At 72.4% G+C, this 24,313-nt stretch carries 20 protein-coding genes; 12 read left to right on the forward strand and 8 right to left on the reverse strand.

Annotated features, from left to right (window positions below; all coding sequences use genetic code 11):
* The first annotated feature begins 171 nt into the window (after positions 1-171).
* The 3 genes from ACFVIU_RS04360 to ACFVIU_RS04370 all read left to right on the forward strand — a co-directional run bounded on the left by ACFVIU_RS04360 (position 172) and on the right by ACFVIU_RS04370 (position 4,076).
* On the forward strand, positions 172-1,395 hold the full coding sequence (locus ACFVIU_RS04360; protein WP_385840530.1) for an arginine deiminase: 1,224 nt from the start codon (positions 172-174) through the stop codon (positions 1,393-1,395).
* Between the two features lie 121 nt (positions 1,396-1,516).
* Positions 1,517-2,524, forward strand: coding sequence for an ornithine carbamoyltransferase (argF, locus tag ACFVIU_RS04365; protein WP_385840531.1), 1,008 nt, complete (start codon positions 1,517-1,519; stop codon positions 2,522-2,524).
* A gap of 103 nt (positions 2,525-2,627) precedes the next feature.
* Complete coding sequence (locus ACFVIU_RS04370; RefSeq protein WP_385840532.1) at positions 2,628-4,076, forward strand: amino acid permease; 1,449 nt, start codon at positions 2,628-2,630, stop codon at positions 4,074-4,076.
* Here the strand turns inward: ACFVIU_RS04370 and ACFVIU_RS04375 are convergent.
* Positions 4,036-4,488: an ATP-binding protein gene (locus ACFVIU_RS04375; protein ID WP_385840533.1), complete on the reverse strand. Its 453-nt coding sequence runs from the start codon at positions 4,486-4,488 to the stop codon at positions 4,036-4,038. The two genes, ACFVIU_RS04370 and ACFVIU_RS04375, sit on opposite strands and share 41 nt — an antisense overlap.
* A 294-nt stretch (positions 4,489-4,782) precedes the next feature.
* On the opposite strand from ACFVIU_RS04375, the gene ACFVIU_RS04380 reads away from it, so the two are divergent.
* Together ACFVIU_RS04380 and ACFVIU_RS04385 are read left to right on the forward strand one after the other, a co-directional pair.
* Complete coding sequence (locus ACFVIU_RS04380) at positions 4,783-5,610, forward strand: enoyl-CoA hydratase family protein (RefSeq protein ID WP_385840534.1); 828 nt, start codon at positions 4,783-4,785, stop codon at positions 5,608-5,610.
* A gap of 6 nt (positions 5,611-5,616) precedes the next feature.
* On the forward strand, positions 5,617-7,887 hold the full coding sequence (locus tag ACFVIU_RS04385; protein ID WP_385840535.1) for a bifunctional salicylyl-CoA 5-hydroxylase/oxidoreductase: 2,271 nt from the start codon (positions 5,617-5,619) through the stop codon (positions 7,885-7,887).
* 292 nt (positions 7,888-8,179) lie between these two features.
* On the opposite strand, the gene ACFVIU_RS04390 is transcribed toward ACFVIU_RS04385, so the two are convergent.
* The 4 genes from ACFVIU_RS04390 to ACFVIU_RS04405 all read right to left on the reverse strand — a co-directional run bounded on the left by ACFVIU_RS04390 (position 8,180) and on the right by ACFVIU_RS04405 (position 12,435).
* On the reverse strand, positions 8,180-9,148 hold the full coding sequence (locus ACFVIU_RS04390; RefSeq protein ID WP_385840536.1) for a LysR family transcriptional regulator: 969 nt from the start codon (positions 9,146-9,148) through the stop codon (positions 8,180-8,182).
* An 83-nt stretch (positions 9,149-9,231) separates the two neighbouring features.
* On the reverse strand, positions 9,232-10,125 hold the full coding sequence (locus tag ACFVIU_RS04395; protein ID WP_385840537.1) for an acyl-CoA dehydrogenase family protein: 894 nt from the start codon (positions 10,123-10,125) through the stop codon (positions 9,232-9,234).
* Positions 10,122-11,255: an acyl-CoA dehydrogenase family protein gene (locus tag ACFVIU_RS04400; RefSeq protein ID WP_385840538.1), complete on the reverse strand. Its 1,134-nt coding sequence runs from the start codon at positions 11,253-11,255 to the stop codon at positions 10,122-10,124. Before ACFVIU_RS04400 ends, ACFVIU_RS04395 begins: the two co-directional genes overlap by 4 nt.
* A 4-nt stretch (positions 11,256-11,259) precedes the next feature.
* Positions 11,260-12,435 carry a CaiB/BaiF CoA transferase family protein gene (locus ACFVIU_RS04405; RefSeq protein WP_385840539.1) on the reverse strand — a complete coding sequence of 392 codons (1,176 nt, stop codon included), beginning with the start codon at positions 12,433-12,435 and terminating at the stop codon, positions 11,260-11,262.
* 241 nt (positions 12,436-12,676) lie between these two features.
* Here ACFVIU_RS04405 and ACFVIU_RS04410 point away from each other — a divergent pair, with 241 nt between their 5' ends.
* Both ACFVIU_RS04410 and ACFVIU_RS04415 read left to right on the forward strand, forming a co-directional pair.
* Positions 12,677-14,110: a CoA transferase gene (locus ACFVIU_RS04410; RefSeq protein WP_385840540.1), complete on the forward strand. Its 1,434-nt coding sequence runs from the start codon at positions 12,677-12,679 to the stop codon at positions 14,108-14,110.
* Between the two features lie 5 nt (positions 14,111-14,115).
* Entirely contained in the window at positions 14,116-14,331 is a 216-nt protein-coding gene (locus ACFVIU_RS04415; RefSeq protein WP_385840541.1) for a hypothetical protein, read from the forward strand.
* 290 nt (positions 14,332-14,621) lie between these two features.
* Here the strand turns inward: ACFVIU_RS04415 and ACFVIU_RS04420 are convergent, their stop codons facing one another.
* Both ACFVIU_RS04420 and ACFVIU_RS04425 read right to left on the reverse strand, forming a co-directional pair.
* On the reverse strand, positions 14,622-15,434 hold the full coding sequence (locus tag ACFVIU_RS04420) for a PaaX family transcriptional regulator C-terminal domain-containing protein (RefSeq protein WP_385840542.1): 813 nt from the start codon (positions 15,432-15,434) through the stop codon (positions 14,622-14,624).
* A gap of 15 nt (positions 15,435-15,449) precedes the next feature.
* Positions 15,450-17,141, reverse strand: coding sequence for an AMP-binding protein (locus ACFVIU_RS04425; RefSeq protein WP_385840832.1), 1,692 nt, complete (start codon positions 17,139-17,141; stop codon positions 15,450-15,452).
* A 65-nt stretch (positions 17,142-17,206) separates the two neighbouring features.
* Between ACFVIU_RS04425 and ACFVIU_RS04430 the strand changes: the two genes are divergently transcribed.
* The 3 genes from ACFVIU_RS04430 to ACFVIU_RS04440 all read left to right on the forward strand — a co-directional run bounded on the left by ACFVIU_RS04430 (position 17,207) and on the right by ACFVIU_RS04440 (position 19,267).
* Positions 17,207-18,337, forward strand: a complete 1,131-nt coding sequence (locus ACFVIU_RS04430) for an acyl-CoA dehydrogenase family protein (protein ID WP_385840543.1) — start codon at positions 17,207-17,209, stop codon at positions 18,335-18,337.
* Entirely contained in the window at positions 18,334-18,732 is a 399-nt protein-coding gene (locus ACFVIU_RS04435) for a RidA family protein (protein WP_385840544.1), read from the forward strand. Before ACFVIU_RS04430 ends, ACFVIU_RS04435 begins: the two co-directional genes overlap by 4 nt.
* 109 nt (positions 18,733-18,841) lie before the next feature.
* Entirely contained in the window at positions 18,842-19,267 is a 426-nt protein-coding gene (locus ACFVIU_RS04440; protein WP_385840545.1) for a DUF6299 family protein, read from the forward strand.
* Positions 19,268-19,357: 90 nt separating this feature from the next.
* Here ACFVIU_RS04440 and ACFVIU_RS04445 read toward each other — a convergent pair whose 3' ends face one another.
* The gene (locus ACFVIU_RS04445) at positions 19,358-19,768 is read right to left on the reverse strand and encodes a hypothetical protein (RefSeq protein ID WP_385840546.1); all 411 of its coding nucleotides are present in this window, start codon (positions 19,766-19,768) and stop codon (positions 19,358-19,360) included.
* A 234-nt stretch (positions 19,769-20,002) separates the two neighbouring features.
* Here ACFVIU_RS04445 and ACFVIU_RS04450 point away from each other — a divergent pair, with 234 nt between their 5' ends.
* Together ACFVIU_RS04450 and ACFVIU_RS04455 are read left to right on the forward strand one after the other, a co-directional pair.
* The gene (locus ACFVIU_RS04450) at positions 20,003-21,898 is read left to right on the forward strand and encodes a galactose oxidase-like domain-containing protein (protein WP_385840547.1); all 1,896 of its coding nucleotides are present in this window, start codon (positions 20,003-20,005) and stop codon (positions 21,896-21,898) included.
* Between the two features lie 112 nt (positions 21,899-22,010).
* On the forward strand, positions 22,011-24,302 hold the full coding sequence (locus ACFVIU_RS04455; protein WP_385840548.1) for a Dyp-type peroxidase: 2,292 nt from the start codon (positions 22,011-22,013) through the stop codon (positions 24,300-24,302).
* Positions 24,303-24,313: the final 11 nt, after the last annotated feature.

Consider the following 24,313-nt stretch of genomic DNA (forward strand, 5'->3'; position numbering starts at 1 on the left):
GCTCGCTGCCGCTCCTCCTCGTCTGCGCCCGCCCCTGACTTTCTCGACCCTCTCATCCGTGTCTCGCGGCGCGCGCGCGCCCCCCCGCCCCCCCCCCCCCCCCCAAAACTGGTGTTCGGGGAATCTGCTCGGTTGCGGGTGAATCCGGGCCCCGGTGGTCAGGATGGAGGCATGGCATTCCATGTCGACTCCGAGGCCGGGCGGCTGCGCCGCGTCATCCTGCACCGGCCCGATCTCGAGCTCAAAAGGCTCACCCCCAGCAACAAGGACGCCCTCCTCTTCGACGACGTGCTCTGGGTGCGCCGGGCCCGCGCCGAGCACGACGGGTTCGCCGACGTGCTGCGCGACCGCGGGGTCGCCGTGCACCTCTTCGGCGACCTGCTCGCCGAGACCCTCCAGGTCCCCGAGGCCCGCACCCTCGTCCTGGACCGGGTCTTCGACGAGAAGGAGTACGGCCCCCTGGCCACCGGCCATCTGCGCGCCGCCTTCGACCGCACGCCCCCGGACGCGCTGGCCCAGGTCCTGGTGGGCGGCATGACCAAGCGGGAGTTCCTGGAGCTGTACGAGGAGCCCGCCTCGGTCCGCTTCCACGTCATGGAGCTGGACGACTTCCTGCTCCCCCCGCTGCCCAACCACCTCTTCACCCGCGACACCTCGGCGTGGATCTACGACGGTGTCTCCATCAACGCCATGCGCTGGCCCGCCCGGCAGCGCGAGACCGTGCACTTCGAGGCGATCTACCGCCATCACCCGCTCTTCAGGGACGAGGCCTTCCGTGTCTGGTCCCGGGGGCAGGCCGACTTCCCCTCCACCATCGAGGGCGGTGACGTGCTGGTGATCGGCAACGGCGCCGTCCTCATCGGGATGAGCGAGCGCACCACCCCGCAGGCCGTGGAGATGCTCGCGCACAAGCTGTTCGCGGCCGGCTCGGCGCATACGATCGTCGCGCTCGACATGCCCAAGCGGCGGGCGTTCATGCACCTCGACACGGTGATGACCATGGTCGACGGTGACACCTTCACGCAGTACGCCGGGCTCGGCATGCTCCGCTCGTACACCATCGAGCCGGGCGTCGGCGAACGCGAGCTGAAGGTCACCGACCATCCGCCGGAGCACATGCACCGGGCCATCGCCGCCGCCCTCGGCCTCGGTGAGATCCGGGTGCTCACCGCCACCCAGGACGTGCACGCGGCCGAGCGCGAGCAGTGGGACGACGGCTGCAACGTGCTCGCCGTCGAGCCCGGCGTGGTCGTCGCCTACGAGCGCAACTCCACCACCAACACCCATCTGCGCAAGCAGGGCATCGAGGTGATCGAGATCCCGGGCAGCGAGCTGGGGCGGGGCCGGGGCGGGCCGCGCTGTATGAGCTGCCCGGTGCAGCGGGACGCCGTCTGACCGGCGGGCGCCGTCCACCTGGCGGACGTGAGGTGCGCAACGAGGGCGCGACTGTATAGAAATGTCGACCGTCGTATAGAATTCCAAAAGTCCGTGCCACCCGCATCCCTGGAGCGCCCCCATGGCGACAGTCCCGACCGCCCTCGCCGGCCGCCACTTCCTCAAGGAGCTGGACTTCACCGAGGAGGAGTTCCGCGGTCTGGTCGAGCTGGCCGCCGAGCTGAAGGCCGCCAAGAAGGCCGGGACCGAGACCCAGTACCTGCGCGGCCGGAACATCGCGATGATCTTCGAGAAGACCTCGACGCGCACCCGCTGCGCGTTCGAGGTCGCCGCCGCCGACCAGGGCGCCCACACCACCTACCTGGACCCCTCCGGCTCGCAGATCGGCCACAAGGAGTCGGTCAAGGACACCGCCCGGGTCCTCGGCCGGATGTTCGACGCCATCCAGTACCGGGGCGACAGCCAGGCCAAGGTCGAGGAGCTGGCCGCGCATGCCGGCGTGCCCGTCTACAACGGCCTCACCGACGACTGGCACCCCACCCAGATGCTCGCCGACGTGCTCACCATGGTCGAGCACAGCGCCAAGCCGCTGCACCGGATCGGCTACGCCTACCTCGGCGACGCCCGCTTCAACATGGGCAACTCCTACCTGGTCACCGGCGCGCTGCTCGGCATGGACGTGCGGATCGTCGCGCCCAAGGCCTACTGGCCCGCGCAGGACGTCGTGGACCGCGCCCAGCAGCTGGCCGCCACCAGCGGCGCCCGGATCACCCTCACCGAGGAGATCGCGGACGGGGTCGCGGGCGCCGACTTCGTCGTCACCGACGTCTGGGTCTCCATGGGCGAGCCCAAGGAGGTCTGGGCCGAGCGGATCACCGCCCTCGCCCCCTACGCCGTGACCATGGAGGTCCTGCGCGCCACCGGCAACCCGGACGTGAAGTTCCTGCACTGCCTGCCGGCCTTCCACGACCTCGGCACCGGCGTCGGCCGCGAGGTGTACGAGAACCACGGCCTGACCTCGCTGGAGGTCACCGACGAGGTCTTCGAGTCCGCCCACTCGGTCGTCTTCGACGAGGCCGAGAACCGCCTGCACACCATCAAGGCGCTGCTGGTCGCCACCCTCGCCTGAGGGGCCTTATCCTGACCGGCGGCCCAGGGAGCCACCCCTTCCCCGGGCCACCGCCGCGGCTGTACGACAGTCGCCCGCACCATCAGAAACGAGCACCACCCGTATGCCCGCTCCACGCATCAAGTCCCCGCACCTGCTCGTCGCCGAATCCGGCGCCGACCGCGAGGGCCACGGCCTCCAGCGCACGATGGGCCTGTTCCAGCTGATCTGCTTCGGTGTCGGCGCCATCGTCGGCACCGGCATCTTCGTGGGCCTGTCCGACTCCGTCGCGCAGGCCGGCCCGGCCGTCGTCGTCTCCTTCGTCCTCGCCGCGATCACCTGCGTCTTCACCGCCTTCTCCTTCGCCGAGCTGGGCGGTGCGATCCCGGTCTCCGGTTCCTCGTACTCCTTCGCCTACGCCGGCCTCGGCGAGTCCACCGCCTTCCTGGTCGGCTGGTGCCTGCTGCTGGAGTACGGCATCTCCATCTCGGCGGTCGCCGTCGGCTGGAGCCAGTACGTCAACGAGCTGCTGCACAGCCTCACCGGCCTCCAGCTCCCGGCCGCGCTGTCCGCGGGCCCCGGTGACGGCGGCGTCGTCAACCTCCCCGCGGTGATCGTCATCGCCATGGCCTCGGTGCTGCTGGTGCGCGGGGTGCGGGAGAGCGCCCGGGCCACCGCCGCCATGGCCGCGGTGAAGCTCGCGATCCTGCTCGCCTTCTGCGTCATCGGCTACAGCGCCTTCAAGCACGGCAACCTCACCCCGTTCTCCCCGGCCGGCCTCGGCGGCATCGGCGCGGGCACCACCGCCGCGTTCTTCTCGTACATCGGCTTCGACGCGATCACCACTGCCGGCGAGGAGGCCAAGAACCCGCGCCGGGACATCCCGGTCGCGATCATGGTCTGCATGGGCATCGTGACCCTGCTGTACTGCGCGGTCGCGCTCGCCGCGATCGGCGCCATCGGCGGCAAGCAGGTGGCCGGCCGCCCGGCGGCCCTGTCCTACGTCGTCAACGAGGTCACCGGCTCCACCGTCGGCGGCGGGGTCATCGCCTTCGGCGCGGTCGTCGCCATCGCCTCCGTGGTCCTCGCGGTGATGTACGGCCAGACCCGCATCCTGATGTCGATGTCCCGGGACGGCCTGATCCCGCGCGTCTTCGAGAAGGTGAACCCGAAGACCTCCACCCCGGTGGCCGGCACGCTGATCGTCGCCGTCGTCTTCGCGCTCCCCGCGGCCTTCGCCTCCCTGGACGCCGTGATGAACCTGTGCACCATCGGCACCCTCGCGATCATGGCCGTCGTCAACATCGCGGTGATCGCCCTGCGCCGCCGCGAACCGGGCCTCACCCGCAGCTTCCGGGTGCCGCTGTACCCGGTGGTCCCGCTGCTCGGCGTCGCCTTCTGCCTCTACCTGATGTACGAGACGGGCTGGCAGACCTGGGTCCAGTTCGCGGTGTTCCTCGCGGTGGGCGCGGTGCTCTACGCCGTGTACGGCCGCCGGCACTCCACCCTGGCCCAGGCCCCGGCCGCGGAGGTCACGGCCGACGACGCTGTGCGGGAACAGCAGGCAGTGTGAACCACACCGCCTTGCCCGACGGGGTGGGGCGGTGACCGCAGGAGGAGCTGAGGGCGCGGATCAGCAGCAGCCCGCGCCCGCCCTCCTGCCAGACGTCCGGTTTCTCGATCACCGGACGGGTCAGATGCCCTGGTGGCGCGGGGTCGGGGTCGTGCACCTCGACCTGGCAGCCGCCCGGCAGCAGCTCCACCACCAGCTCTATCGGGCCGCGCCCCGCGGTGTGCTCCACCGCGTTGGCCACCAGCTCGGCCGTGAGCAGTTCCGCCGTGTCGCTGTCCGCGGTGTGCTCCACCTCGGCGAGCGCCGTACGCACCAGGGCGCGGGCCACGGGCACCGCGGCGGCGGTGTGCGGCAGCGCGATGCGCCAGGAGGCCGATTCGGTGGGGCGTTCGTGCAAGGCGAGTCCGTTCATGGAGCAGGCTGTCCTGCTTTCGACTGTAGGAATGGTACGGGCCCGGCCACTACAGACCGTCGTCGGGCTTCGCCGGGACCCTCGGCCCCGGTACCGGCGGCCTACCCAGGCCGGTGGCCTGCCTCGCCCGTGCGGGCCCACTGTTACGGCGCTGTCGATGATCGGTGACGGACGTGACCGGACTCGGCCAATCGACTGAGGTGTGTCGCGCACTCGTGACGACAGTCAAAAACGAGTGATAACTTCATGGGACAGTGCAACCTACGGCACCACCGCCCTAGGAGGCCGCCCACCATGAGTCCCTTCACCGGCTCCGCCGTCCGCACCGCCGACTGGGAGCATCTGCGGGTCCACATCGCCGACGGGGTCGCCACCGTCACCCTCGCCCGCCCCGAAAAGCTCAACGCCCTCACCTTCGGCGCCTACGCCGACCTGCGCGATCTGCTCGCCGAGCTGTCCCGGGAGCGGGCCGTCCGCGCCCTGGTCCTGGCCGGCGAGGGGCGCGGCTTCTGCTCCGGCGGCGACGTCGACGAGATCATCGGCGCCACCCTGTCCCTGGACACCGCCCAGCTCCTCGACTTCAACCGGATGACCGGCCAGGTGGTGCGGGCGATCCGCGAGTGCCCGTTCCCGGTGATCGCCGCGGTGCACGGGGTGGCGGCAGGCGCCGGAGCGGTCCTCGCCCTGGCCGCCGACTTCCGCGTCGCGGACCCCACGGCCCGGTTCGCCTTCCTCTTCACCCGCGTCGGCCTGTCCGGCGGCGACATGGGCGCGGCCTATCTGCTGCCCCGCGTCGTCGGCCTCGGCCACGCCACCCGGCTGCTGATGCTCGGCGAACCGGTCCGGGCCCCGGAGGCGGAGCGGATCGGCCTCATCAGCGAACTGGTGGAGGAGGGCGGTGTGGAGGAGGCGGCCCAGGCCCTGGCCCGCCGGCTGGCCGACGGACCCGCACTGGCCCACGCCCAGACGAAGGCGCTGCTCACCGCGGAGCTGGACATGCCGCTGGCGGCCGCGGTGGAACTGGACGCGGCGACCCAGGCCCTGCTGATGAACGGCGAGGACTACGCCGAGTTCCACGCGGCCTTCATGGAGAAGCGGCCGCCGAAGTGGCGGGGGAGGTGAGCGCGCGTGCTCCGCGTGGCGATCATCGGCGGCGGTCCCGGCGGCCTCTATGCGGCAGCCCTCCTGAAACGCCTCGACCCCGCCCGGGACGTGACCGTCTGGGAGCGCAACGCCCCCGATGAGACCTTCGGCTTCGGCGTGGTCCTCTCCGACGAGACCCTCGGCGGCATCGAACACGCCGACCCCGTGGTCTACGAGGCGCTGCGGCAGCGCTTCGTCCGCTGGGACGACATCGACATCGTCCACCGCGGCACCCTCCAGCGCTCCGGCGGGCACGGGTTCGCCGCCGTCCGCAGACGGACCCTGCTGAAGATCCTGCACGAGCGGTGCCGCTCCCTCGGCGTGCGGCTCCGCTTCCGTACCGAGGCCCCGCCTGTGGACACCCTGTCCCGGGAGTACGACCTCGTCATCGCCGCCGACGGGGTGCACAGTGCCACCCGCGAGGCCTACGCCCACGCCTTCGGCCCCCGGGTGGCGTCACACCGCTGCCGGTACATCTGGCTCGCCGCCGAGTTCGCCTTCGACGCGTTCCGCTTCGAGATCGCCGAGACCGAGCACGGCGTGATGCAGCTGCACGGCTACCCGTACGCGCCCGGCGCCTCCACCGTGATCGTGGAGATGCGCGAGGAGGTCTGGCGGGCGGCCGGGTTCGACGCCGACACCCCGCAGGAGTCCATCGAGCGCTGCGCCAAGATCTTCGCCGACGCCCTGGACGGCCGCCCCCTGCACTCCAACAAGTCGGCGTGGACGACCTTCCGCACGGTGGTCAACGAGCACTGGTCGCACGGCAATGTGGTGCTCCTCGGCGACGCCGCCCACACCGCGCACTTCTCCATCGGCTCCGGCACCAAGCTCGCCGTCGAGGACGCCCTGGCCCTCGCCGCGTGCCTTCAGGAGCAGCCGGACGTGCCCGGCGCGCTGGCCGCCTACGAGGCCGAGCGCAAGCCCGTCGTCGCCTCCACCCAGCGGGCCGCCCGCGCCAGCCTGGAGTGGTTCGAGAACCTTCGGTTCCATCTCGGCCAGCCGCCCCGCCAGTTCGCCTTCAACCTGCTCACCCGCAGCCGCCGGGTCACCCATGACAACCTCCGGCTGCGCGACCGCCGGTTCACCGACGCCGTGGAGCGCGAGTTCGGCTGCCCGCCCGGTACGCCGCCGATGTTCACCCCGTTTCGGCTGCGCGGGCTGGCGCTGCGCAACCGGGTCGTGGTGTCCCCGATGGACATGTACTCGGCCACCGACGGAGTCCCCGGCGACTTCCATCTCGTCCATCTGGGCGCGCGGGCGCTCGGCGGGGCCGGGCTGGTGATGACCGAGATGGTGTGCGTGAGCCCGGAGGGCCGGATCACCCCGGGCTGCGCCGGCCTCTACACCGGCCGGCAGGCCAAGGCCTGGCGGCGCATCACCGACTTCGTGCACACCCGGGCGCCGGGCACCGCGATCGGGGTGCAGCTCGGGCACTCCGGCCGCAAGGGCTCGACCCGGCTGATGTGGGAGGGCATCGACGAACCGCTGCCCGAGGGCAACTGGCCGCTGGTGGCCGCCTCCCCGCTGCCGTACAAGCCGGGCAGCCAGACCCCGCGGGAGCTGCACCGGGCCCAGCTCACCGACCTCCGCGAGCAGTTCACCGCGGCGGCGCGGCGGGCCGCCCGGGCCGGCTTCGACCTGCTGGAACTGCACTGCGCGCACGGCTATCTGCTCTCCGGCTTCCTCTCCCCGCTCACCAACCGGCGCACCGACGCCTACGGCGGTTCACTGGAGAAGCGGCTCAGGTTCCCGCTGGAGGTCTTCGACGCCGTCCGCGCGGTGTGGCCGGCCGAGCGGCCGATGACGGTCCGGATCTCCGCCACCGACTGGGCCGCGGGCGGCACGACCGCCGAGGACGCCGTGGAGATCGCCCGCGCCTTCGCCGCGCACGGCGCCGACGCGATCGACGTCTCCACCGGACAGGTGGTGGCCGAGGAGGCGCCGGAGTTCGGGCGGTCGTACCAGACGCCGTTCGCCGACCGGATCCGGCACGAGGTGCGGGTGCCGGTCATCGCGGTCGGCGCGATCTCCTCCTGGGACGACGTGAACTCGCTGATCCTGGCCGGCCGCACCGACCTGTGCGCGCTCGCCCGGCCGCATCTGTACGACCCGCACTGGACCCTGCACGCGGCCGCCGAGCAGGGGTACGAGGGCCCCGGTGCGGTGTGGCCCGCGCCCTACCGGGCGGGCAGCCGCCGCCCGCAGACCGGCCGCACGGACGCCCCCAAGCCCCGGCTGACCCTCGGCGGCTGAGGTCGGCCTCCGGACGACGCGAACCCACCGGTGCCGGCCGGCCGTATCTGTACGACCCGCACACCTAGGCCGTTTCTGATGGCTCTGGGACGGTGTCGCGGAGCCGGATGACGACCGCGGTGACGGTCAGGGTGCCGTTGAGGATGCAGTCCGGAGGCTTGCGGGGCGCCCCGGCCGCGTGCTGATGCGCCCGGCAGCACGTCGGATCGATGTTCACGGCCCGTTCCTGCCGGTCCGCCCGGCGGCGATGACGCCCACAGACGGTCTGCCAGGGGCCGTACCGTTCGGCAGGTCAGGCCAGGGCACCCCGGTCCTGGCCCGGAACAGCACCCCGTTGTTCACTTTGCGGTGATCCGCCCACGGCCTGACCCGCGAGCGAGGCGGTCGCGAGGGCGAGCAGCGAGCGTACGGCCGGGTCGGTGCGGGGCCGGTGCAGGACCGCGATGGTGGTGGTGAGCTCGGGAGTGTCGTCGGTGAGCGGGAGGAAGCGGACGCCGGGGAAGGAGAGCGCGGCGGTGTGCTCGGGTACGAGGGCGACGCACAGGCCGGAGGCGACGTAGCTGAGCAGGCCCGGCAGGTCGTCGGCGCGGGCCCGGAAGGTGGGGACGAATCCCGCGCGTTCGCAGGCCCGCAGCACGCGCTGTGCCAGTTGCTGTAGTGGCCCGTCGCCGAGGCGGGCGAAGTGGTGGCCGCTCAGGTCGGCCAGCGCGAGGCGCGCGGCCCCGGCGAGCGGGTCAGTTGCGGGTAGGGCGACGACGAGGCGTTCCTCGGTGAGCCGGCGGGCGGTCAGCTCGTTGTCGTCGAGTTCGGGCTGGCGTACCAGCGCGAGGTCCACGGTGCCGCTGCGGACGAGTTCGGTCAGTGCTCCGCTGGATCCCTGCCGCAGGTGCAGGCGCAGGCCCGGCAGTTGTTCGGCGGCGTCGGCGAGCAGGCGCGGCAGGTGCCAGTAGCTGAGGCTGGTGACGAAGCCGACGTGCACCTCGCCCTCCTCGCCGGAGGCGATCCGGCGCGCGCGGGCGAGGGCGGACTCCTGCGCCTCCAATATCCGTCTGGCGTCGGCCGCGAACGCCTCACCGGCGGCGGTGAGGCTGACGCCCTGGCTGCTCCGGTCGAGCAGGCGGGTGCCGATGATCCGCTCCAGGCGCTGGACCGCCTGACTGAGCGGGGGCTGGCTCATCATCAAACGGCTTGCCGCGCGGCCGAAATGCTTCTCCTCGGCCAGTACGGTGAACTGTTCCAGCAGGCGGGGCGTGAGATCCATGCGGTGAGCGTAGATCGTGTGGTGGGCGGTAGGGGGCGGATGCGCGGGCCCCCGGCCGGCCGGGGGCCCGGGGTACGCGCGCGTCACCCGGCGAGCAGCGCCCAGACGTCGTCCGCGGCGAGCGCCTCGCGGCCCAGCCGTGCGGCCCAGTACGACTCGTCGCCGTCCTCGTCGCGCCAGGACCACAACCGGGTGGTGGCGTGGCGCAGTTCGCTCAGTTCGGTGAAGCCGACGGCGCCGTGCAGCTGGTGGGCGATGCGGGCGATCTCGGCGACCGATGCCGAGGCCTGCGCCTTGGCGGCGGCCACACCGACCGGCGACAGGTCGCGGGCGGCAGCGTCCACCGCGGCGCGGACCAGCGCGGACTCCTCGATCAGGCGGGCCTCCTCTTGCTTGACAGCCTGGAAGCGGCTGAGCGGGCGGCCGAACTGCATGCGGGTGGTGGTGTGCCGGACGGTCAGCTCGACGCAGCGCTCGGCGGCGCCCGAGATGAGCGCGGCGCGGGCAAGGGCGGCCCGGAGCCGGGCTTCGGCGAGCTCGGCCGGGGAGAGGGGGTGGACGTCGTCGGCGGCCACGGCGTAGTCGTGCAGGTGGAGGGTGTCGCGGGGCTCACCGGCGAGATTGGTGCCGCCGACCACGGTGACGGTGGTCCGGGCCGGGTCGACCGGGAACAGCACGGGCCCGCCCGGCCCTTCGCTCAAGACGACGGCGGTGGACGTGGCGCCGTACGGCACCCGGGGCAGGGTGCCCGAGACGCGCAGGGCCGCGTCCTCGCCCGAGGTTCCGACCGGGCCGACCTGGGTGACGGCGGGGTGGGCGTAGGCGAGGGTGAGGCCGTTGGCGAGCGCGACCGTCAACGCGGTGGCGGGGAAGGCGGGTTCGAGGTGCCCGAGCACGGTCTCGGCGAACGGGCCGGGCTCGGCGAGGCGGCCCGCTTCACGCAGGGCGGCGACGCGGTTGGCAAGGGCGGTGGTCATGACTGCTGCTCCAGACCGCGGGTGATGACGCCGCGAAGGATCTCGTTGGTGCCGCCGCGCAGGGTGTAGCCGGGGCTGTGCAGCAGCGCGTAGGCGAGGTGGTGGGGGTAGGAGCCGGGGGTGGCCCCGGTGTCGGCGGTGACGGGCAGGATGCGCCGTGCCTCGTGGACGAGTTCGCCTTCCAGGCGCGTACCCAGGTCCTTGACCAGCGCGGCCTGTACGTCGGCAGGGCGGCCCGCGTCCAGCGCGTCGGCGACGCCGAGCGAGAGCTGCCGTACCGCGAAGATCCGGGCGAGCAGAGCGCCGAGCCGGGCCTGCTGGTCGGGGGTGGCTGCGCCCCGGCGCAGTTCGCGGGCCAGCGAGACCAGCAGCGGGAAGGTGGACAGGTAGCGCTCGGGCCCGCTGCGTTCGAAGGCCAGCTCGCCGGTGACCTGCTTCCAGCCGTCGCCCTCATGGCCGAGCAGCATGCCGTCGGGAACCTCGACGCCGTCGAGGTGGAACCAGTTGAAGGTGTGCTCGCCGGTGAGCAGACGGATCGGCTCCGTGCGTACGCCGGGGGCGCGCAGGTCCACGATGAACTGGCTGAGCCCCTGGTGCCGGTCCTCATGCTCGCTGGTACGGGCCAGCACGATCGCGTAATCGTTGACGTGTGCGCCGCCGGTCCACTTCTTCATGCCCGTCAGCCGCCAGCCGCCGGGCACTCGTTCGGCGCGGGTCTGCACATGGGCGAGGTCGGAGCCGGCCTCCTGCTCGCTCATGCCGATGGAGAAGAAGCAGCGCCCGGCGGCTATGGCGGGCAGGAACCGCCGCTTCTGCTCCTCGGTGCCATGAGCCAGGATCGAGGGCCCGGCCTGGCGGTCGGCGACCCAGTGCGCAGAGACGGGAGCCCCGGCGGCGAGCAGCTCCTCGATCACGACGACGCGGGCGGCGAACCCGCGCCCGCCGCCCCCGTACTCGGGCGGCAGCGCCATGCCGACCCAGCCGCGCTCGGCGAGCCGGCGGCTGAACTCCGGTTCCCAGCCGGTCAGCCAGGAGTCGGGACGGCCGAGCACCGTGCCGCGGGCGCGCTCCTCGGCGAGGAAGTCCCGTACCTCCCTGCGCAGTTGCAGGGTGTCGGTGGTCGTGATCACGGAACTACTCCTTGTCCAGGTTGCTCTGCTTGGTCAGCAGGGCGGGGTCGAAACCGGCCTCGCGGAGCACTTCATCGGTGTGCTCGCCGAGGGCGGGGCAGGGGCGCAGGGCCGGTACGGGATCGGCGGAGTAGCGCACCGGACGGGCGATGGAGCGGTACGTGCCCTCGGTGGGGTGCTCGGCCTCGGCCAGTAGCCCGCCCTCGCGGGCGTAGGCGGTGGCGACGGCCGACTCCAGGCTGTGCACGGGAGAGGCGGGGATGCCGGCACCGTCGCAGAACTCCTGCCACTCGGCACAGGTACGCGTCAGTGTCATCTCCTCCAGCACCGGGTACATCGCGTCGGCGTTGCGGGCCCGCGACGCGCGGTCGGCGAACCGCGGATCGGCGACGAGCCCGGGGCGGCCGGCGAAGGTGCACAAGTCCCGCCAGTTGCGGTCGCTGTGCGGCAGGACGCACATCCACCCGTCCGCCGTACGCTGCGCCCGACGGGTGCGGCTGACCGAGCGCGGCGCACCGAACTCGCCGTCCATGACCGCCCCGGCCAGGTGCTCCACCAGATTGAAGGCGAGCATGGTGTCGGCCATCGGCACCTCGATGTGCTGACCGCTGCCGCCGCGCGCGCGGTGCAGCAAGGCGGCGAGCACGGACTGGCTGATCTGCAGTCCGCAGACCTTGTCGGCGATCAGGCTGGGCACGAACCGTGGCTCCCCGCCCGCCTGCTCGTTGAGCCACACCAGACCGGAGACGGCCTGGATGATGTCGTCGTACGCGGCGTGGGTGCCGAGCGGGGAGTCCGAGCGGAAGCCCTGCGCGTTGACGTACACCACACCGGGGTTGACGGCCCGCAGCTCCTCGTACCCGAGCCGGAGCCGGGCCAGGGCCTGCGGGCGGACGTTGGTCAGGAACACGTCCGCCGTACGGATCAGGGCGAGCAGCGCGTCGCGGCCGCTCGGCGCCTTGAGGTCGATGACCGCGCTGCGCTTGTTGCGGTTGAGATTGAGGCCGACGCCGCCCATTCCGGGGTGACGCGCGGGTGGGTAGTAGCGGGTCATGTCTCCGGTCGGAGGCTCGACCTTGATGACGTCCGCGCCCAGGTCACCGAGTTGCTGGGCAGCGTACGGGACCATGATCACGCTGCCCAGTTCGACGACTCGGACCCCGGAGAGCATTCCTTTCATGGCATTCCTCTCGTGGTATTCATCTCGGTCGTTGCGACACCATCAAGGAAATTCCCGAACCGCAGGCCGTGTCCAATACCGACTGCCCGAGAGGTCGATAACAGAACGGATATGACAGCAGGTCAGAGCAGATGTATAGGGCATCGCATATCGCTTCCCACTGCCATTGGTATTGGATTCCCTCCCCCTCTCGCTGCTGTCATGGAAATGCGAGGACGGCCACCACGGAAGGACGAATGCCATGACCGGGAGCGCAACCGGGAACACGACCTCCTACGACGCACTGCGGGACCTCTACCACCAGCTCGGGATCGCCGGTGAACAGGCCGGCGGCAAGGTGACCATCATCGGCGCCGACCCGCTGACCCCCTCCGTGCACCGCATCGGCGACGCCTGCGCCGCCGCTCTCGCGGCGCTCGGCACCGAGGCGTCGGCGCTGTGGCGGGACCGGGGCGGGGACGGGCAGGACGTGACCGTCTCCGTCGAGTCCGCGATCCACCAGCTGATGGCGGTCTTCCTCACCCGGATGGGCGGTGTGCCCGTGAGTGAGCTGGGGGAGGATCCCAACCTGCTGGGCAACAGCGACTTCTACCGCGCCGGCGACGGCCGCTACGTCTACGTCCTGCTCTCCTACCCGCAGTTGCGCGACATCGCCTGCGAGGTGCTGGACTGCCCGCCCGACCGACAGCGGATGGCCGACGCCATCGCACACTGGGACGCTTTCGATCTCGAAGAGGCGATCTGCTCACGCGGCGGCACCGCCATCGCCGTGCGCACGCAGCAGGAGTGGCGGACCCACCCACAGGGGCAACTGCTGGACGGCCAGCCCCTGATCCATCTGGAGAAGGTGGGCGAGAGCGCCCCCGAGCCCTTCCCCGCCACCGGAAAGCTGCCGCCCGCCCTGCCGCTGACCGGGCTGCGGGTACTGGACAACTCGCATGTCATCGCGGGCCCGATGGCCGCGCGGATCTCCGCGGAACTGGGCGCCGACGTCCTGCACATCTCCTCGCCCACGCACCCCGACCCCAACGGGATGATCATCGAGACCGGGATCGGCAAGCGCGCCGCCTTCTGCGACCTGCTCGACCCCGCACAGGCCACGGCCTTCCGGCAGGTGCTCACCGAGGCGGACGTGTACGTCAACAACTACCTCAACCTGGACACCAAGGGCTTCGGTCCCGAGGTCCTGTTCGAGCAGCGGCCCGGACTGGTGATCCTCGACTACCACGGTTGGGGCACGACCGGCCCCTGGTCACGGCGCGGCGGCTTCGACCAACTCGCTTGCGCGGCCAGCGGATTCTCCGTCGAGGAGGGAACCTTCGATGGGCCCCGACTGCCGCCGACCTACCTCCTCAACGACTACCTGGCGGCGATCCTCGGCGCGGCCGGGGTGATCGAGGCACTGCGCCGCCGGGCGAGCGAGGGCGGCAGCTGGCGGGTCCACATCGACCTGGCGAAGGTCTGCATGTGGGTGCAGGACCTCGGACTGTTCCCCCGCTCCGACGTCGCCGCGCTGCCCGCCCCCGACCCGATGCACGCCGCACATGAACTGGCCACCGTGCACGGGCCGTTCGGCGAGGTCAGTTACCTGCCCACGCGCATCGCGTACTCGACCCTGCGCCCACGCCTCGACCGCACCGCCGAGCCGCTCGGCGCCTCCCCCCTGGCCTGGTGACCCCGATGGACCCGACACACCTGCTCACCACTCCCCACGCCTGTCTCGGCCCCGAGACCTTCACCGCCCACACCCCGCTCGGCGGCTGCCAGGGCGCCACCGACCAGATCCACCTCTCCCCAACCCCGGGCGCCTACCGCCGTGTCCTCCTCCCTCTCGGGTCCTCCCGCCCCGAGCGGGAGCCCACGGCCGGCCCCCGCCGCCACCGGCAAGAGGCATGACGCCTGCCTGCGACGGGCATGGAGAAGCCGTTGCCGTACCGATCTTGGTGGACACGGCTTCGGCTGAAGGAACCCGGTCGGGCGATCTTGTCGCTCGCCGGGCATGAAGACAGGGCCTCTGGTGCGGCTCGGGTTGTAGAGACCTTGAGCACATCAGGAGGCCCTGGCCTGGCTGGAGGGCCGGGGCGGGCAGCCGGGGGGGGCGGCCGGGAGCACGGGCGCCCCCATGTCCGGGTCGCCTCTTCGGCGACCCGGGCCATCGCGCACGGGGGCCTTCCTCCGGGGCCGTGTCAGACGCCCGCGAAGCGCGCGCCCGCGTCCCGCAGCCTGGTGTGCAGGCCGTGGAACACCTCCGCGGAGCGGACGCCCGGCCAGCCGGCGGGCAGCAGCCGGGTGGGCAGGCCCGGGTCGGTGTACGGCAGGTGGCGCCAGGAGTCCAGGGCGAGGAGGTAGTCGCGGTAGGCCTCCTCGGGCGGGGTGTCCGCGCGCCGCTCCCAGGCGCTCAGGACGGGCCCGTGCGCGTCCAGGAAGCGCTCGTGCTCCTTGGCGATCGCGGCCAGGTCCCACCAGCGGGCCACCGCCTCGGCCGTGGCCGCGAAGCCCAGGTGCTCCCCGCGGAAGAAGTCGACGTACGGGTCCAGCCGGAGCCGGCACAGGGTGTGCCGCGCCTCCTCGTACAGCCGCGCCGGGGCGATCCACACCCCGGGGGCGGCCGTACCGAAGCCCAGACCGGCCAGCCGGGAGCGCAGCACATGCCGCTTCTGCCGCTCCGACTCGGGCACCGAGAACACCGCGAGCACCCAGCCCTCCTCCCGGGGCGCGGCCTCGGTGTAGATGCGGCGGTCGCCGTCCTCCAGCAACTGCCGGGCCTCCGCGGAGAGTTCGTACCCGGCGGCGCCGGCCGCGGTGCGGGCCGGCAGCAGCAGGCCGCGCCGTTTGAGCCGGGACACCGAGGACCGCACGGAGGGCGCGTCCACCCCGACCGCGGCCAGCAGCCGGATCAGCTCGGCCACGGGCATCGGACCGGGCATGAAGCGGCCGTAGGCGCCGTAGAGCGTGACGATGAGGGACCGGGGGGCGTGCTGCTCGGACACGTTGATCATTTTAGGTCGCCGGTGTCACTGCCGGTCGCCTTCGCTGCGCAGCCGGAACCGCTGGAGCTTTCCGGTGGCCGTGCGGGGCAGCGCGGCCAGGAAGACGAACGCGCGCGGGCACTTGTAGGGGGCCAGTTCGGCGACGAGGAAGGCGCGCAGGGCCTCCGGGTCGCGCGGGGCGCCGTCCCGCAACACCGTGTACGCCACCGCCACCTGCCCGCGCGCCTCGTCGGGCCGGCCCACGACCGCCGCCTCCACCACGTCCGGATGGCGCAGCAGCGCGTCCTCCACCTCCGGCCCGGCGATGTTGTACCCGGCCGAGATGATCATGTCGTCGGCGCGGGCCACATAGCGGAAGTAGCCGTCCGGCTCGCGGACATAGGTGTCGCCGGTGATGTTCCAGCCGTCCCGCACGTACTCCCGCTGGCGCGGGTCGGCGAGATAGCGGCAGCCGACCGGGCCGCGCACGGCCAGCAGACCGGGCTCGCCGTCCGGCACCGGTGCGCCGTGCGCGTCCTGCACCCGCGCCTGCCAGCCCGGCACCGGCACCCCGGTGGTGCCCGGTCTGATCCGCTCGTCGGCGGCCGAGACGAAGATGTGCAGCAGCTCGGTCGCGCCGATGCCGTTGATGATCCGCACACCGGTGCGCTCGTGCCAGGCCCGCCAGGTGCCCGCCGGCAGGTTCTCCCCGGCCGACACACAGCGCCGCAGCGAGGAGACGTCGTACCCGTCCAGCCCGGCCAGCATCGTGCGATAGGCGGTCGGGGCGGTGAACAGGACCGTGACCCGGTGTGCGGCGATGGCGGGCAGCAGCTGCCGGGGTCCGGCCTGCTCCAGCAGCAGGGAGCTGGCGCCGGCCCGCATCGGGAAGACCACCAGTCCGCCGAGGCCGAAGGTGAAGCCCAGCGGGGGAGAGCCGGTGAAGACGTCGTCCGGCCGGGGGCGCAGCACATGGGCGGCGAAGGTGTCCGCTATGGCCAGCACGTCCCGGTGGAAGTGCATGCACCCTTTCGGGCGACCCGTGGTGCCCGAGGTGAACGCGATCAGGGCGACGTCGTCGGACGCCGTGTCGACCGCCGGGTAGGGGGTGTCCGGCGCGGGGCGGCGGAGCAGGTCGTCGGGGGCGTCACCGCCGTACGTCGTGATGCGCAGCCCGGGGATCTCCGCCTTCGCCAGGTCGTCCACCGAGCGGATGTCGCACAGCGCGTGCCGCACCCGGGCGATCTCGCAGATCGTGGTCAGCTCGTGCGGGCGCTGCTGGGCCAGCACGGTGACCGCGACCGCGCCCGCCTTCAGCACCGCCAGCCAGCAGGCGGCGAGCCAGGGCGTGGTGGGGCCGCGCAGCAGCACCCGGTTGCCCGGCACGACGCCCAGCTCGCCGGTGAGCAGATGCGCGATCCGGTCGACCCGGGTGCGCAGCTCGCCGTAGGTCCAGACCGGCCCGGCCGGGGTCCGGAAGACCGGGCGGGCCGGATCGGTGTGGTCGAGCAGTTCCGCCGCGCAGTTCAGCCGGTCGGGGTAGTGCAGCTCGGGCAGGTCGAACCGCAGCTCGGGCCATTCGTCCGGCGGGGGCAGATGGTCGCGCGCGAAGGTGTCGACATGGGCCGAGAGATGCATGGCGGTTCGCCCCCTTGCCGTGGCAAGCGTCCGTACGCGGGCTCTGGACGGGCTTTCTGGCGGGCTCGCCGTTCGAGCGTATCGTCTTGGTGACGGCAGTCAACTGTGCGCGATAACGTCGAGGGGTGTCGTGACGGACGGCCCGTCCGGAGGGAGGACCGGCAGTGCCCGCATTCTCGCTCGACCCGGAACAGCTCGCCTGGTGTGCCGAGCTGCGCTCGCTCGCCGCCGAACGCCTGCGCCCGCTCGCCGACAAGGGCGAACCGGGCCGCGTCAACCGGCCGCTCCTCGCCGAGCTGGGGCGGCTCGGGCTGCTCGCCCGGCTGTTCACCTCCGGCGCGCTCGACCTCTGTCTGATGCGCGAGTCGCTCGCCCGGGCCTGTACCGAGGCCGAGACCGCCCTCGCCCTCCAGGGCCTGGGCGCCCACCCGGTGCACGCCCACGGCACCGAGGCCCAGCGCGAGCGCTGGCTGCCCCGGGTCGCCGACGGCAGCGCGGTCGCCGCCTTCGCGCTGAGCGAGCCGGGGGCCGGTTCGGACGCGGCGGCGCTCGCCCTCACGGCCGAGCCGGACGGCACCGGCTGGCGGCTCACCGGCGCCAAGTGCTGGATCTCCAACGCCCCCGAGGCCGACGTGTACACCGTCTTCGCGCGCACCACGCCCGGCGCCGGGGCCCGCGGGGTCACCGCCTTCCTGGTCCCCGCCGACCGGCCCGGACTCACCGGCAGCGCACTGGAGATGCTCTCGCCACACCCCATCGGCGCTCTCGACTTCGACGCCGTACCGGTGACCGCCGACGACCTGCTCGGCACGCCCGACCGCGGCTTCGCCGTCGCCATGGGCACCCTCAACCTCTTCCGCCCCAGCGTCGGCGCCTTCGCGGTGGGCATGGCCCAGGCGGCGCTCGACGCCACCGTCGACCACACCCGGCGGCGAGAGGCGTTCCAGGGCCGGCTGATGGACCTTCAGGCCGTCTCCCACCAGGTCGCCGAGATGGCGCTGCGCACCGAGGCGGCCCGGCTGCTGGTGTACGCGGCGGCGACGGCGTACGACGCGGGCGCGGCCGATGTGCCGCGGCGCGCGGCGATGGCCAAGCTGCTCGCCACCGAGACCGCGCAGTACGTGGTCGACGCCGCCGTCCAGCTGCACGGCGCCCGCGCCCTGCGCCGGGGCCACCTCCTGGAGCACCTCTACCGGGAGGTCCGCGCACCGCGCATCTACGAGGGTGCCAGCGAGGTCCAGCGCGGCATCATCGCCAAGGAGCTGTACGCCCGCGCCGAGGAGGAGGCCCGATGAGCGCCGAGCGCGTCAACCCGCCCGAGCTGTCCCCGCCCACGGGGTTCTCGCACGCCGTCGTCGCCACCGGCAGCCGGGTGGTGTTCCTGGCCGGGCAGACCGCGCTCGACGCGGACGGCAAGATCACCGGCGGCACGCTGCCCGAGCAGTTCGAGCGGGCGCTCGGCAATCTGCTGGCCGCCCTGCGCGCGGCCGGCGGCACCCCCGCCGACCTGGCCCGGGTCACCGTCTACGCCACCGACGTGGCCGACTACCGCGCCCACGCCCCGGAACTGGGCCGCCGCTGGCGGGAGCTGGCCGGCCGCGACTATCCGGCGATGGCCGTCGTCCAGGTCGTACGGCTGTGGGACGAGCAGGCGCTGGTGGAGCTGGACGGGTTCGCCGTGCTGCCGTGAGCCGGCCGCGGCCGCGTGACGCGCCACCGAAGGGGTGACGGTCACGCCCGGCGGACCGGACGCCCGGTACCAGTGGAGCACTCGATCCCCTGGAACCGGGAGGCATCCCATGTCCGTTCGCCCCGCTCTCGCCTCGGCCCTCGGCGCGGCCGCCCTGCTGTGCGCCGCCGTCGGCCCGGCCGCCGCCGACACCGGCGAGACGATCACCGTCGACCCCACCGGCCGGATCGCCGCCGACGGCACGGTCACCCTGTCCGGCAGCTACCGCTGTCTGCCCGGCACCTCCGTGGTGTTCGTCAGCTCCTCGGTCAGTCAGAGCGACGCGCGCGTCAAGCACGGCGTCGGCGGCAGCACCGCCCAGTGCGACGGCGCCGAGCACCGCTGGGAGAACAGCGGCAAGGTCACCTCCGAGGCGCTCAAGGCGGGCGCCGCCCATGTCCAGGCCACCCTGATGGAGCTGCGCCCCTCGGGCATCGTGGTGCTGCCGGCCTTCCACGCGGTCCAGGACCAGGACATCACCCTCACCCAGGCGTGAGGCGCGCCGGCGCCGGACGGACTGCGGCCGAGCGGCCCGGGCGTGGCCGCTCGGCGTGCACACGGGGGAGCTGCGCGCAGGGCGCGGCCGTCAGGCGCCGTGGGTCATCACATCGTCCGAGCAGGTGATGTGGAGCGTCAGGTCGGCCGGGCCCGCCTCGTGCTTCGCGCCGGCGCGCCGCGGGTGCCACCAGGTCGTCTTGTGCACGGCGACGATCCAGCCGGTGGCGGTGTCGTTCGGCCGGTTCTCCAGCACGTCGGCGGGCTCGTCGGACAGCGTGGTGTCCGGCTTGGACGCGCTGAGCGAGTAGCCGCCGCCGTAGACGTGCTGCATGGCGGGGCAGAACAGCTCGTGCCGGGTGCCGTCGGCGCCGCCACGCAGGACCGGGCCGGTGATCTCCCGCGGCGGCTGCGGCGGGTCCGCGGCCAGGGCCGGGGCGGCGGCACAGCCGAGCAGGGCGAACGCCGCCGCGGCGGCGAGTGAGGCGCGTGGTGCGGTCATGCGGGGACTCCTCGAAGGAAGGGACAGGGCCCGACCATTGGATCCGCGTCTTCCGACGCCCGCCACGCCGGACACGCAGCGTTACGGCCTATCGGGGTAAAACGGTCAATCTTTCGAGATGATGAATGCCGTTCGCTACGGTGTGTGATTAACTGCGGCTATTCCGTCACTCTACGTGGTCGCCCCTCGCTGCTCCGTGCCGCCCGGCGCCCCCGTGTTCCCCCGAGGAGTCCCATGTCCCGCAGAGGGATCCCCCGCAGCAGAAGATGGACGTTCGCGGCCGGCTGCGCCGCGCTCGTCCTGTCCGTCACCGCGCCCGCCGCACTCGGCTCCACACCGCACGGGAACCGCGGCTTCGACCCCTACCCCGGCGGGGTGCCCATCAGCCGCGCCCAGCTCGCCAAGGAGGTGCGCCCGGACGAGGTGAGGGCCTTCGGCCGGGCCCGCGCCGAGCAGCTGGCCCGGGACCGCATCGGCCTGGCCGCCGTCGACCGCGGCTACCCCCAGCCGCTGCGCAACCGCAGCCTGAAGGAGCACACCGACTCGCAGGCCACGCACAACGCGGCCTTCGCGGCCAGCCAGTCGGGCAAGTTCGCCCAGTACATCTCCAGCCCCGACTTCGGCGACCACGTCGCCCTGCTGCCCACCGGCAAGGTGCTGCTCTTCTCCTTCGAGTCCGTCGAGGACAGCCCGAACAAGGAGACCGCGCCCACCGAGGTCATCGGCCGGGACAACGCGGGCCGCGCCTATGTCTGGACCCCGCCCACGGACGACAAGGGCACCGGCACCTTCAAGGCCGTACCGCCGCCCGTGGTCACCATGGACGACGGTCTGGACGAGCCCCGGCCCGCGCCGATCTTCTGCGCGGGCCACGCCTATCTGCCCAACGGCATGGTCGGCATCTTCGGCGGCAACCTCGGCGGCAACCACGGCACCGGCGCCCATCTCGCGCTCGTCTTCGACCCCTGGACCGAGACCTGGCACAGCCAGCAGGACATGGCCGAGGGCCGCTGGTACCCGTCCGTGGTGACCGGCGCCGACGGCCGGCAGTTCATCACCTCCGGCCACGGCGACCTCGGCTGGGGCAAGCTGTCCAAGTCCATCGAGCGCTTCCCCGCCAAGAACTCCGCGGTGTCCTACGACAAGAACGACGCCCCGGAGAACCGCTCGCTCGACAAGTGGCCGATCAGCGCCGACTACTCGACGGACTACCCGCATCTGTTCTCGCTGCGGGACGGCAGGATCTACGGCTTCGGGCGCAACTACGACGAGCAGTTCTCCTTCGACCCGGTGAACGAGACCAGCCAGCCGCTGCGCAGCCGCCCCGACGGCGGCATGCGCAACTACGGCTCCGCGGTGGCCCTGCCCAACCCCGCCCCCGGCCAGGGTCCCGACTCGGTGCTGATCCTCGGCGGCGACCGCAACAACCCCAAGACGTACAAGTTCTCCGGCGGGCAGTGGACCGAGCAGAGCGCACGCCACATGGGCCGCACCCAGGACGACACCCTGATCTTCCCCGACGGACGGCTCTTCACCGTCAACGGCGGCTTCGACATCCGCGACTACGGCAACGGCCAGTACAACCCCAACGCCGATGACAAGTGGCGGGACACCGAGATCCGCGGCGCCGACGGCTCCTGGCGGCTCGGCCCGCAGCAGCGGCTGCCGCGCGGCTACCACTCGAACGCGGTGATCCTGCCCGACGGCCGCATCATGATCACCGGCGACGAGCTCCAGGAGATCGCCAACAACCCCGACATCAAGTCCGGGCAGAACGGCACCATCGAGATCTACGAGCCGCCCTATCTGCACCAGGGCGGCACCCGGCCCGACCTGGCCCATGTGCCGCGCGGCGCGGTGGGCTACGACGACACCTTCGACGTCGACTCCTTCACGCCGGACCGGATCGACAAGGCCGTGCTGATGGCGCCCATCACCTCCACCCACTCGGTGGACACCAGCCAGCGCCGCATCGAGCTGGAGATCACCAAGCGGGCCGGCAGCACCCTGCGGCTGCGGTCTCCGCAGTCCGCCAAGGACGCCCCGCCCGGGTACTACCTGCTCTTCCTGCTCGACGACCGGGGTGTGCCCAGCATCGCCAAGTGGGTGCAGCTGCGCCCCGGAGCCTGACCCCCCAAGGCCGTCCCCTGCCGCCGGGTCTCCGGGCGGCCCCGCCCACGGGCCGCCCGGGACCCGTCCGGTCATCCCCGTCCCGTCCCCGCACATGCCAAGGGAGACCCTCGTGTCGCTACGCGACAGCACCGAGATCCAGGGCGACATCCTCGCCGGCTTCAAGAAGGACCACATGACCCTGCTGTTCCTCCGGTTCGGCGACCCCGCCGCCGCCCGGAGCTGGCTGGCGAACCTGGTCCCCAACCTGGCCACCACCCAGGAGGTCGCCGCCTTCAACGCCAGGTTCAGCGCGGCCCGCCAGAACTCCATGGGCGACGACCCCGCGAACCTCACCGCCACCTGGCTGGGCCTCAGCCTCACCTACCCGGGGCTGACGGTCCTCACCGGCAAGCAGGACCTGCTGGGCGAGAACAGGGGCCGGGGCACGATCGGCGCCTATGTCCAGGGCGCCGCCTTCCGCGCGGACGTCCTCGGCGACGTCGACGACAACGCCCCCGACCGCTGGCTGTTCGGCGCCGACCACAACCAGGTCACGCACGCCGTGCTCACCGTCGCCGCCGACCGGGAGAGCGACCTGAGCCAGGAGCTGAACCGCCAGCTGGACGCCGCCTCCCAGGCCGGGATCAGCATCTCCCACGCCCAGCCCGGGAACACGCTGCCCCGCCCGCGCCGCGGCCGGGAGCACTTCGGCTTCAAGGACGGCGTCAGCGAACCGTCCGTGGCCGACTTCGACGAGCACCCGGAGGAGGGCGCCCGGCTCATCCCGGCCGACCTGTTCGTCCTCGGCGCGAGCGGCGGGCCGCTGCCGGAGGGGGTGCCCGAGTGGATGCGCAACGGCTCCTTCCAGGTGGTACGGCGGCTCGGCCAGGACGTGCCCGGCTGGTGGGCGCAGGTCGGCGCCGAGCTGCGGCGGCTGAAGGACGCCAAGGCGGTGCCGGCCGACACCAAGAGCGAGTGGCTCGCCTCCCGCCTGGTCGGGCGGTGGCGGTGCGGTGCCTCGGTCGCCAACCACCCGGAGCTGAGGGAAGACCCGAACATCGAGCCGGACAACGTCATCAGCTACAAGAACGACCCCGACGGGGTGATCACCCCGCTCTTCTCCCATCTGCGCAAGACCAATCCGCGCGACGGGCTCATCGACGAGGTGCCGATCAAGGAGGAGCAGCTCGACCCGCGGCGCATCATCCGCCGTGGCATCCCCTACGGCGCCCCGTTCGACCCCACCTCCCCGCAGGGCGGCCCCGACGAGTCCCGCGGTCTGGTCTTCGTCTGCTACCAGGCCGACCTGGTCCGGCAGTTCGAGTTCATGCAGCGCAACTGGGTCAACACCCCCGACTTCCCGCCCAACCGCGACCCGATGCCCGGCCCGGACCCGATGGTCGCCGGCAAGCTGAGCAAGATCGGGGACGGCGACGTCGCCTTCGAGACGGACAACGCACTGGGGCGCAAGACCACCACGCTGAACTTCCAGCCCTTCGTGAACACCGAGGGCTCGGTCTACGCCTTCACCCCCTCGCTGTCCACCCTGCGCAAGCTCGGCGAGGGCCGGCTGGACGGCGCGGCGGTGTCCGGCGGCACCGGCCAGAGCACCGCCCAGCAGACCACCTCGGGCGGACAGCGGCAGCCGGCGGTGCAGCCCGGCCCCGTCGACGAGATCCTGCCGCGGCCCGGCGTGCCCGGCCAGTACTGGGTCTTCTCCGGCCGCACGGTCCGCGTCGTCAGCATCGGCGACCCGGAGGTGGAGCCGCTGACCACCGGCTCCGACGACGGCCTGGGCATCGGCCTCGGCGACGCCGTCGGCCTGGACACCTGGCCCGCGCTCCAGGACGTGGAGCGGGTCGACGCCATCTGGCCGGTGCCGGACGAGCAGGACCTGAACGGCGAGAGCCGCTACTGGCTCTTCCACACCAGGAAGGACGGCAGCCAGGTCTACCGGTCCATCCACATCGCCCACAACAGCCGCAACACCAGCCGCATCAGCGGCGGCGACAGGCCCCTCGCAGGCAACTGGAACACCCTCGGCGACGTCACCCGGGTCGACGCCGTGCTGCCCGTCCCGGACATGCAGCACGTCGGCGGCAAGTCGCAGTACTGGCTGTTCCACAGCACCGCGCAGGGCCAGCGGTACCGGCTGGTCTCGGTCGCCGAGGCGCCGGGCCACCCGGACAGCCTCGACCGCAGCGACCGCGACCTGGGCCGCTGGAGGTCGCTGAACGGCGTCACCGCGGTGGACGCGTTCCGGTTCGTCCCCGGCCGTGAGCGGTCCGGCGGCAGGACCCTGTGCTGGGTCCAGCACGATGGCGGAAAGTACCGCACCATCTCCATCGCCGACGGCTCCGGCCACCAGGACGACCTGGTCCGGGACTCCCGGCCGAACTCGCCCTGGCACCGCCGGGGCTGAGCCGTGAGGGG

The sequence above is a fragment of the Streptomyces sp. NPDC127190 genome (genome assembly GCF_042672505.1).
In the GTDB taxonomy this organism is placed as follows: Bacteria; Actinomycetota; Actinomycetes; order Streptomycetales; family Streptomycetaceae; genus Streptomyces.

Excerpts from the sequence above, each read along its gene's own strand:
- ACFVIU_RS04360 (WP_385840530.1), top strand. The coding sequence starts at position 172 with ATGGCATTCCATGTCGACTCCGAGGCCGGGCGGCTGCGCCGCGTCATC.
- argF (WP_385840531.1), top strand. The coding sequence starts at position 1,517 with ATGGCGACAGTCCCGACCGCCCTCGCCGGCCGCCACTTCCTCAAGGAG.
- ACFVIU_RS04370 (WP_385840532.1), top strand. The coding sequence starts at position 2,628 with ATGCCCGCTCCACGCATCAAGTCCCCGCACCTGCTCGTCGCCGAATCC.
- ACFVIU_RS04375 (WP_385840533.1), bottom strand. The coding sequence starts at position 4,488 with ATGAACGGACTCGCCTTGCACGAACGCCCCACCGAATCGGCCTCCTGG.
- ACFVIU_RS04380 (WP_385840534.1), top strand. The coding sequence starts at position 4,783 with ATGAGTCCCTTCACCGGCTCCGCCGTCCGCACCGCCGACTGGGAGCAT.
- ACFVIU_RS04390 (WP_385840536.1), bottom strand. The coding sequence starts at position 9,148 with ATGGATCTCACGCCCCGCCTGCTGGAACAGTTCACCGTACTGGCCGAG.
- ACFVIU_RS04395 (WP_385840537.1), bottom strand. The coding sequence starts at position 10,125 with ATGACCACCGCCCTTGCCAACCGCGTCGCCGCCCTGCGTGAAGCGGGC.
- ACFVIU_RS04405 (WP_385840539.1), bottom strand. The coding sequence starts at position 12,435 with ATGAAAGGAATGCTCTCCGGGGTCCGAGTCGTCGAACTGGGCAGCGTG.
- ACFVIU_RS04410 (WP_385840540.1), top strand. The coding sequence starts at position 12,677 with ATGACCGGGAGCGCAACCGGGAACACGACCTCCTACGACGCACTGCGG.
- ACFVIU_RS04415 (WP_385840541.1), top strand. The coding sequence starts at position 14,116 with ATGGACCCGACACACCTGCTCACCACTCCCCACGCCTGTCTCGGCCCC.
- ACFVIU_RS04420 (WP_385840542.1), bottom strand. The coding sequence starts at position 15,434 with ATGATCAACGTGTCCGAGCAGCACGCCCCCCGGTCCCTCATCGTCACG.
- ACFVIU_RS04435 (WP_385840544.1), top strand. The coding sequence starts at position 18,334 with ATGAGCGCCGAGCGCGTCAACCCGCCCGAGCTGTCCCCGCCCACGGGG.
- ACFVIU_RS04440 (WP_385840545.1), top strand. The coding sequence starts at position 18,842 with ATGTCCGTTCGCCCCGCTCTCGCCTCGGCCCTCGGCGCGGCCGCCCTG.
- ACFVIU_RS04445 (WP_385840546.1), bottom strand. The coding sequence starts at position 19,768 with ATGACCGCACCACGCGCCTCACTCGCCGCCGCGGCGGCGTTCGCCCTG.
- ACFVIU_RS04450 (WP_385840547.1), top strand. The coding sequence starts at position 20,003 with ATGTCCCGCAGAGGGATCCCCCGCAGCAGAAGATGGACGTTCGCGGCC.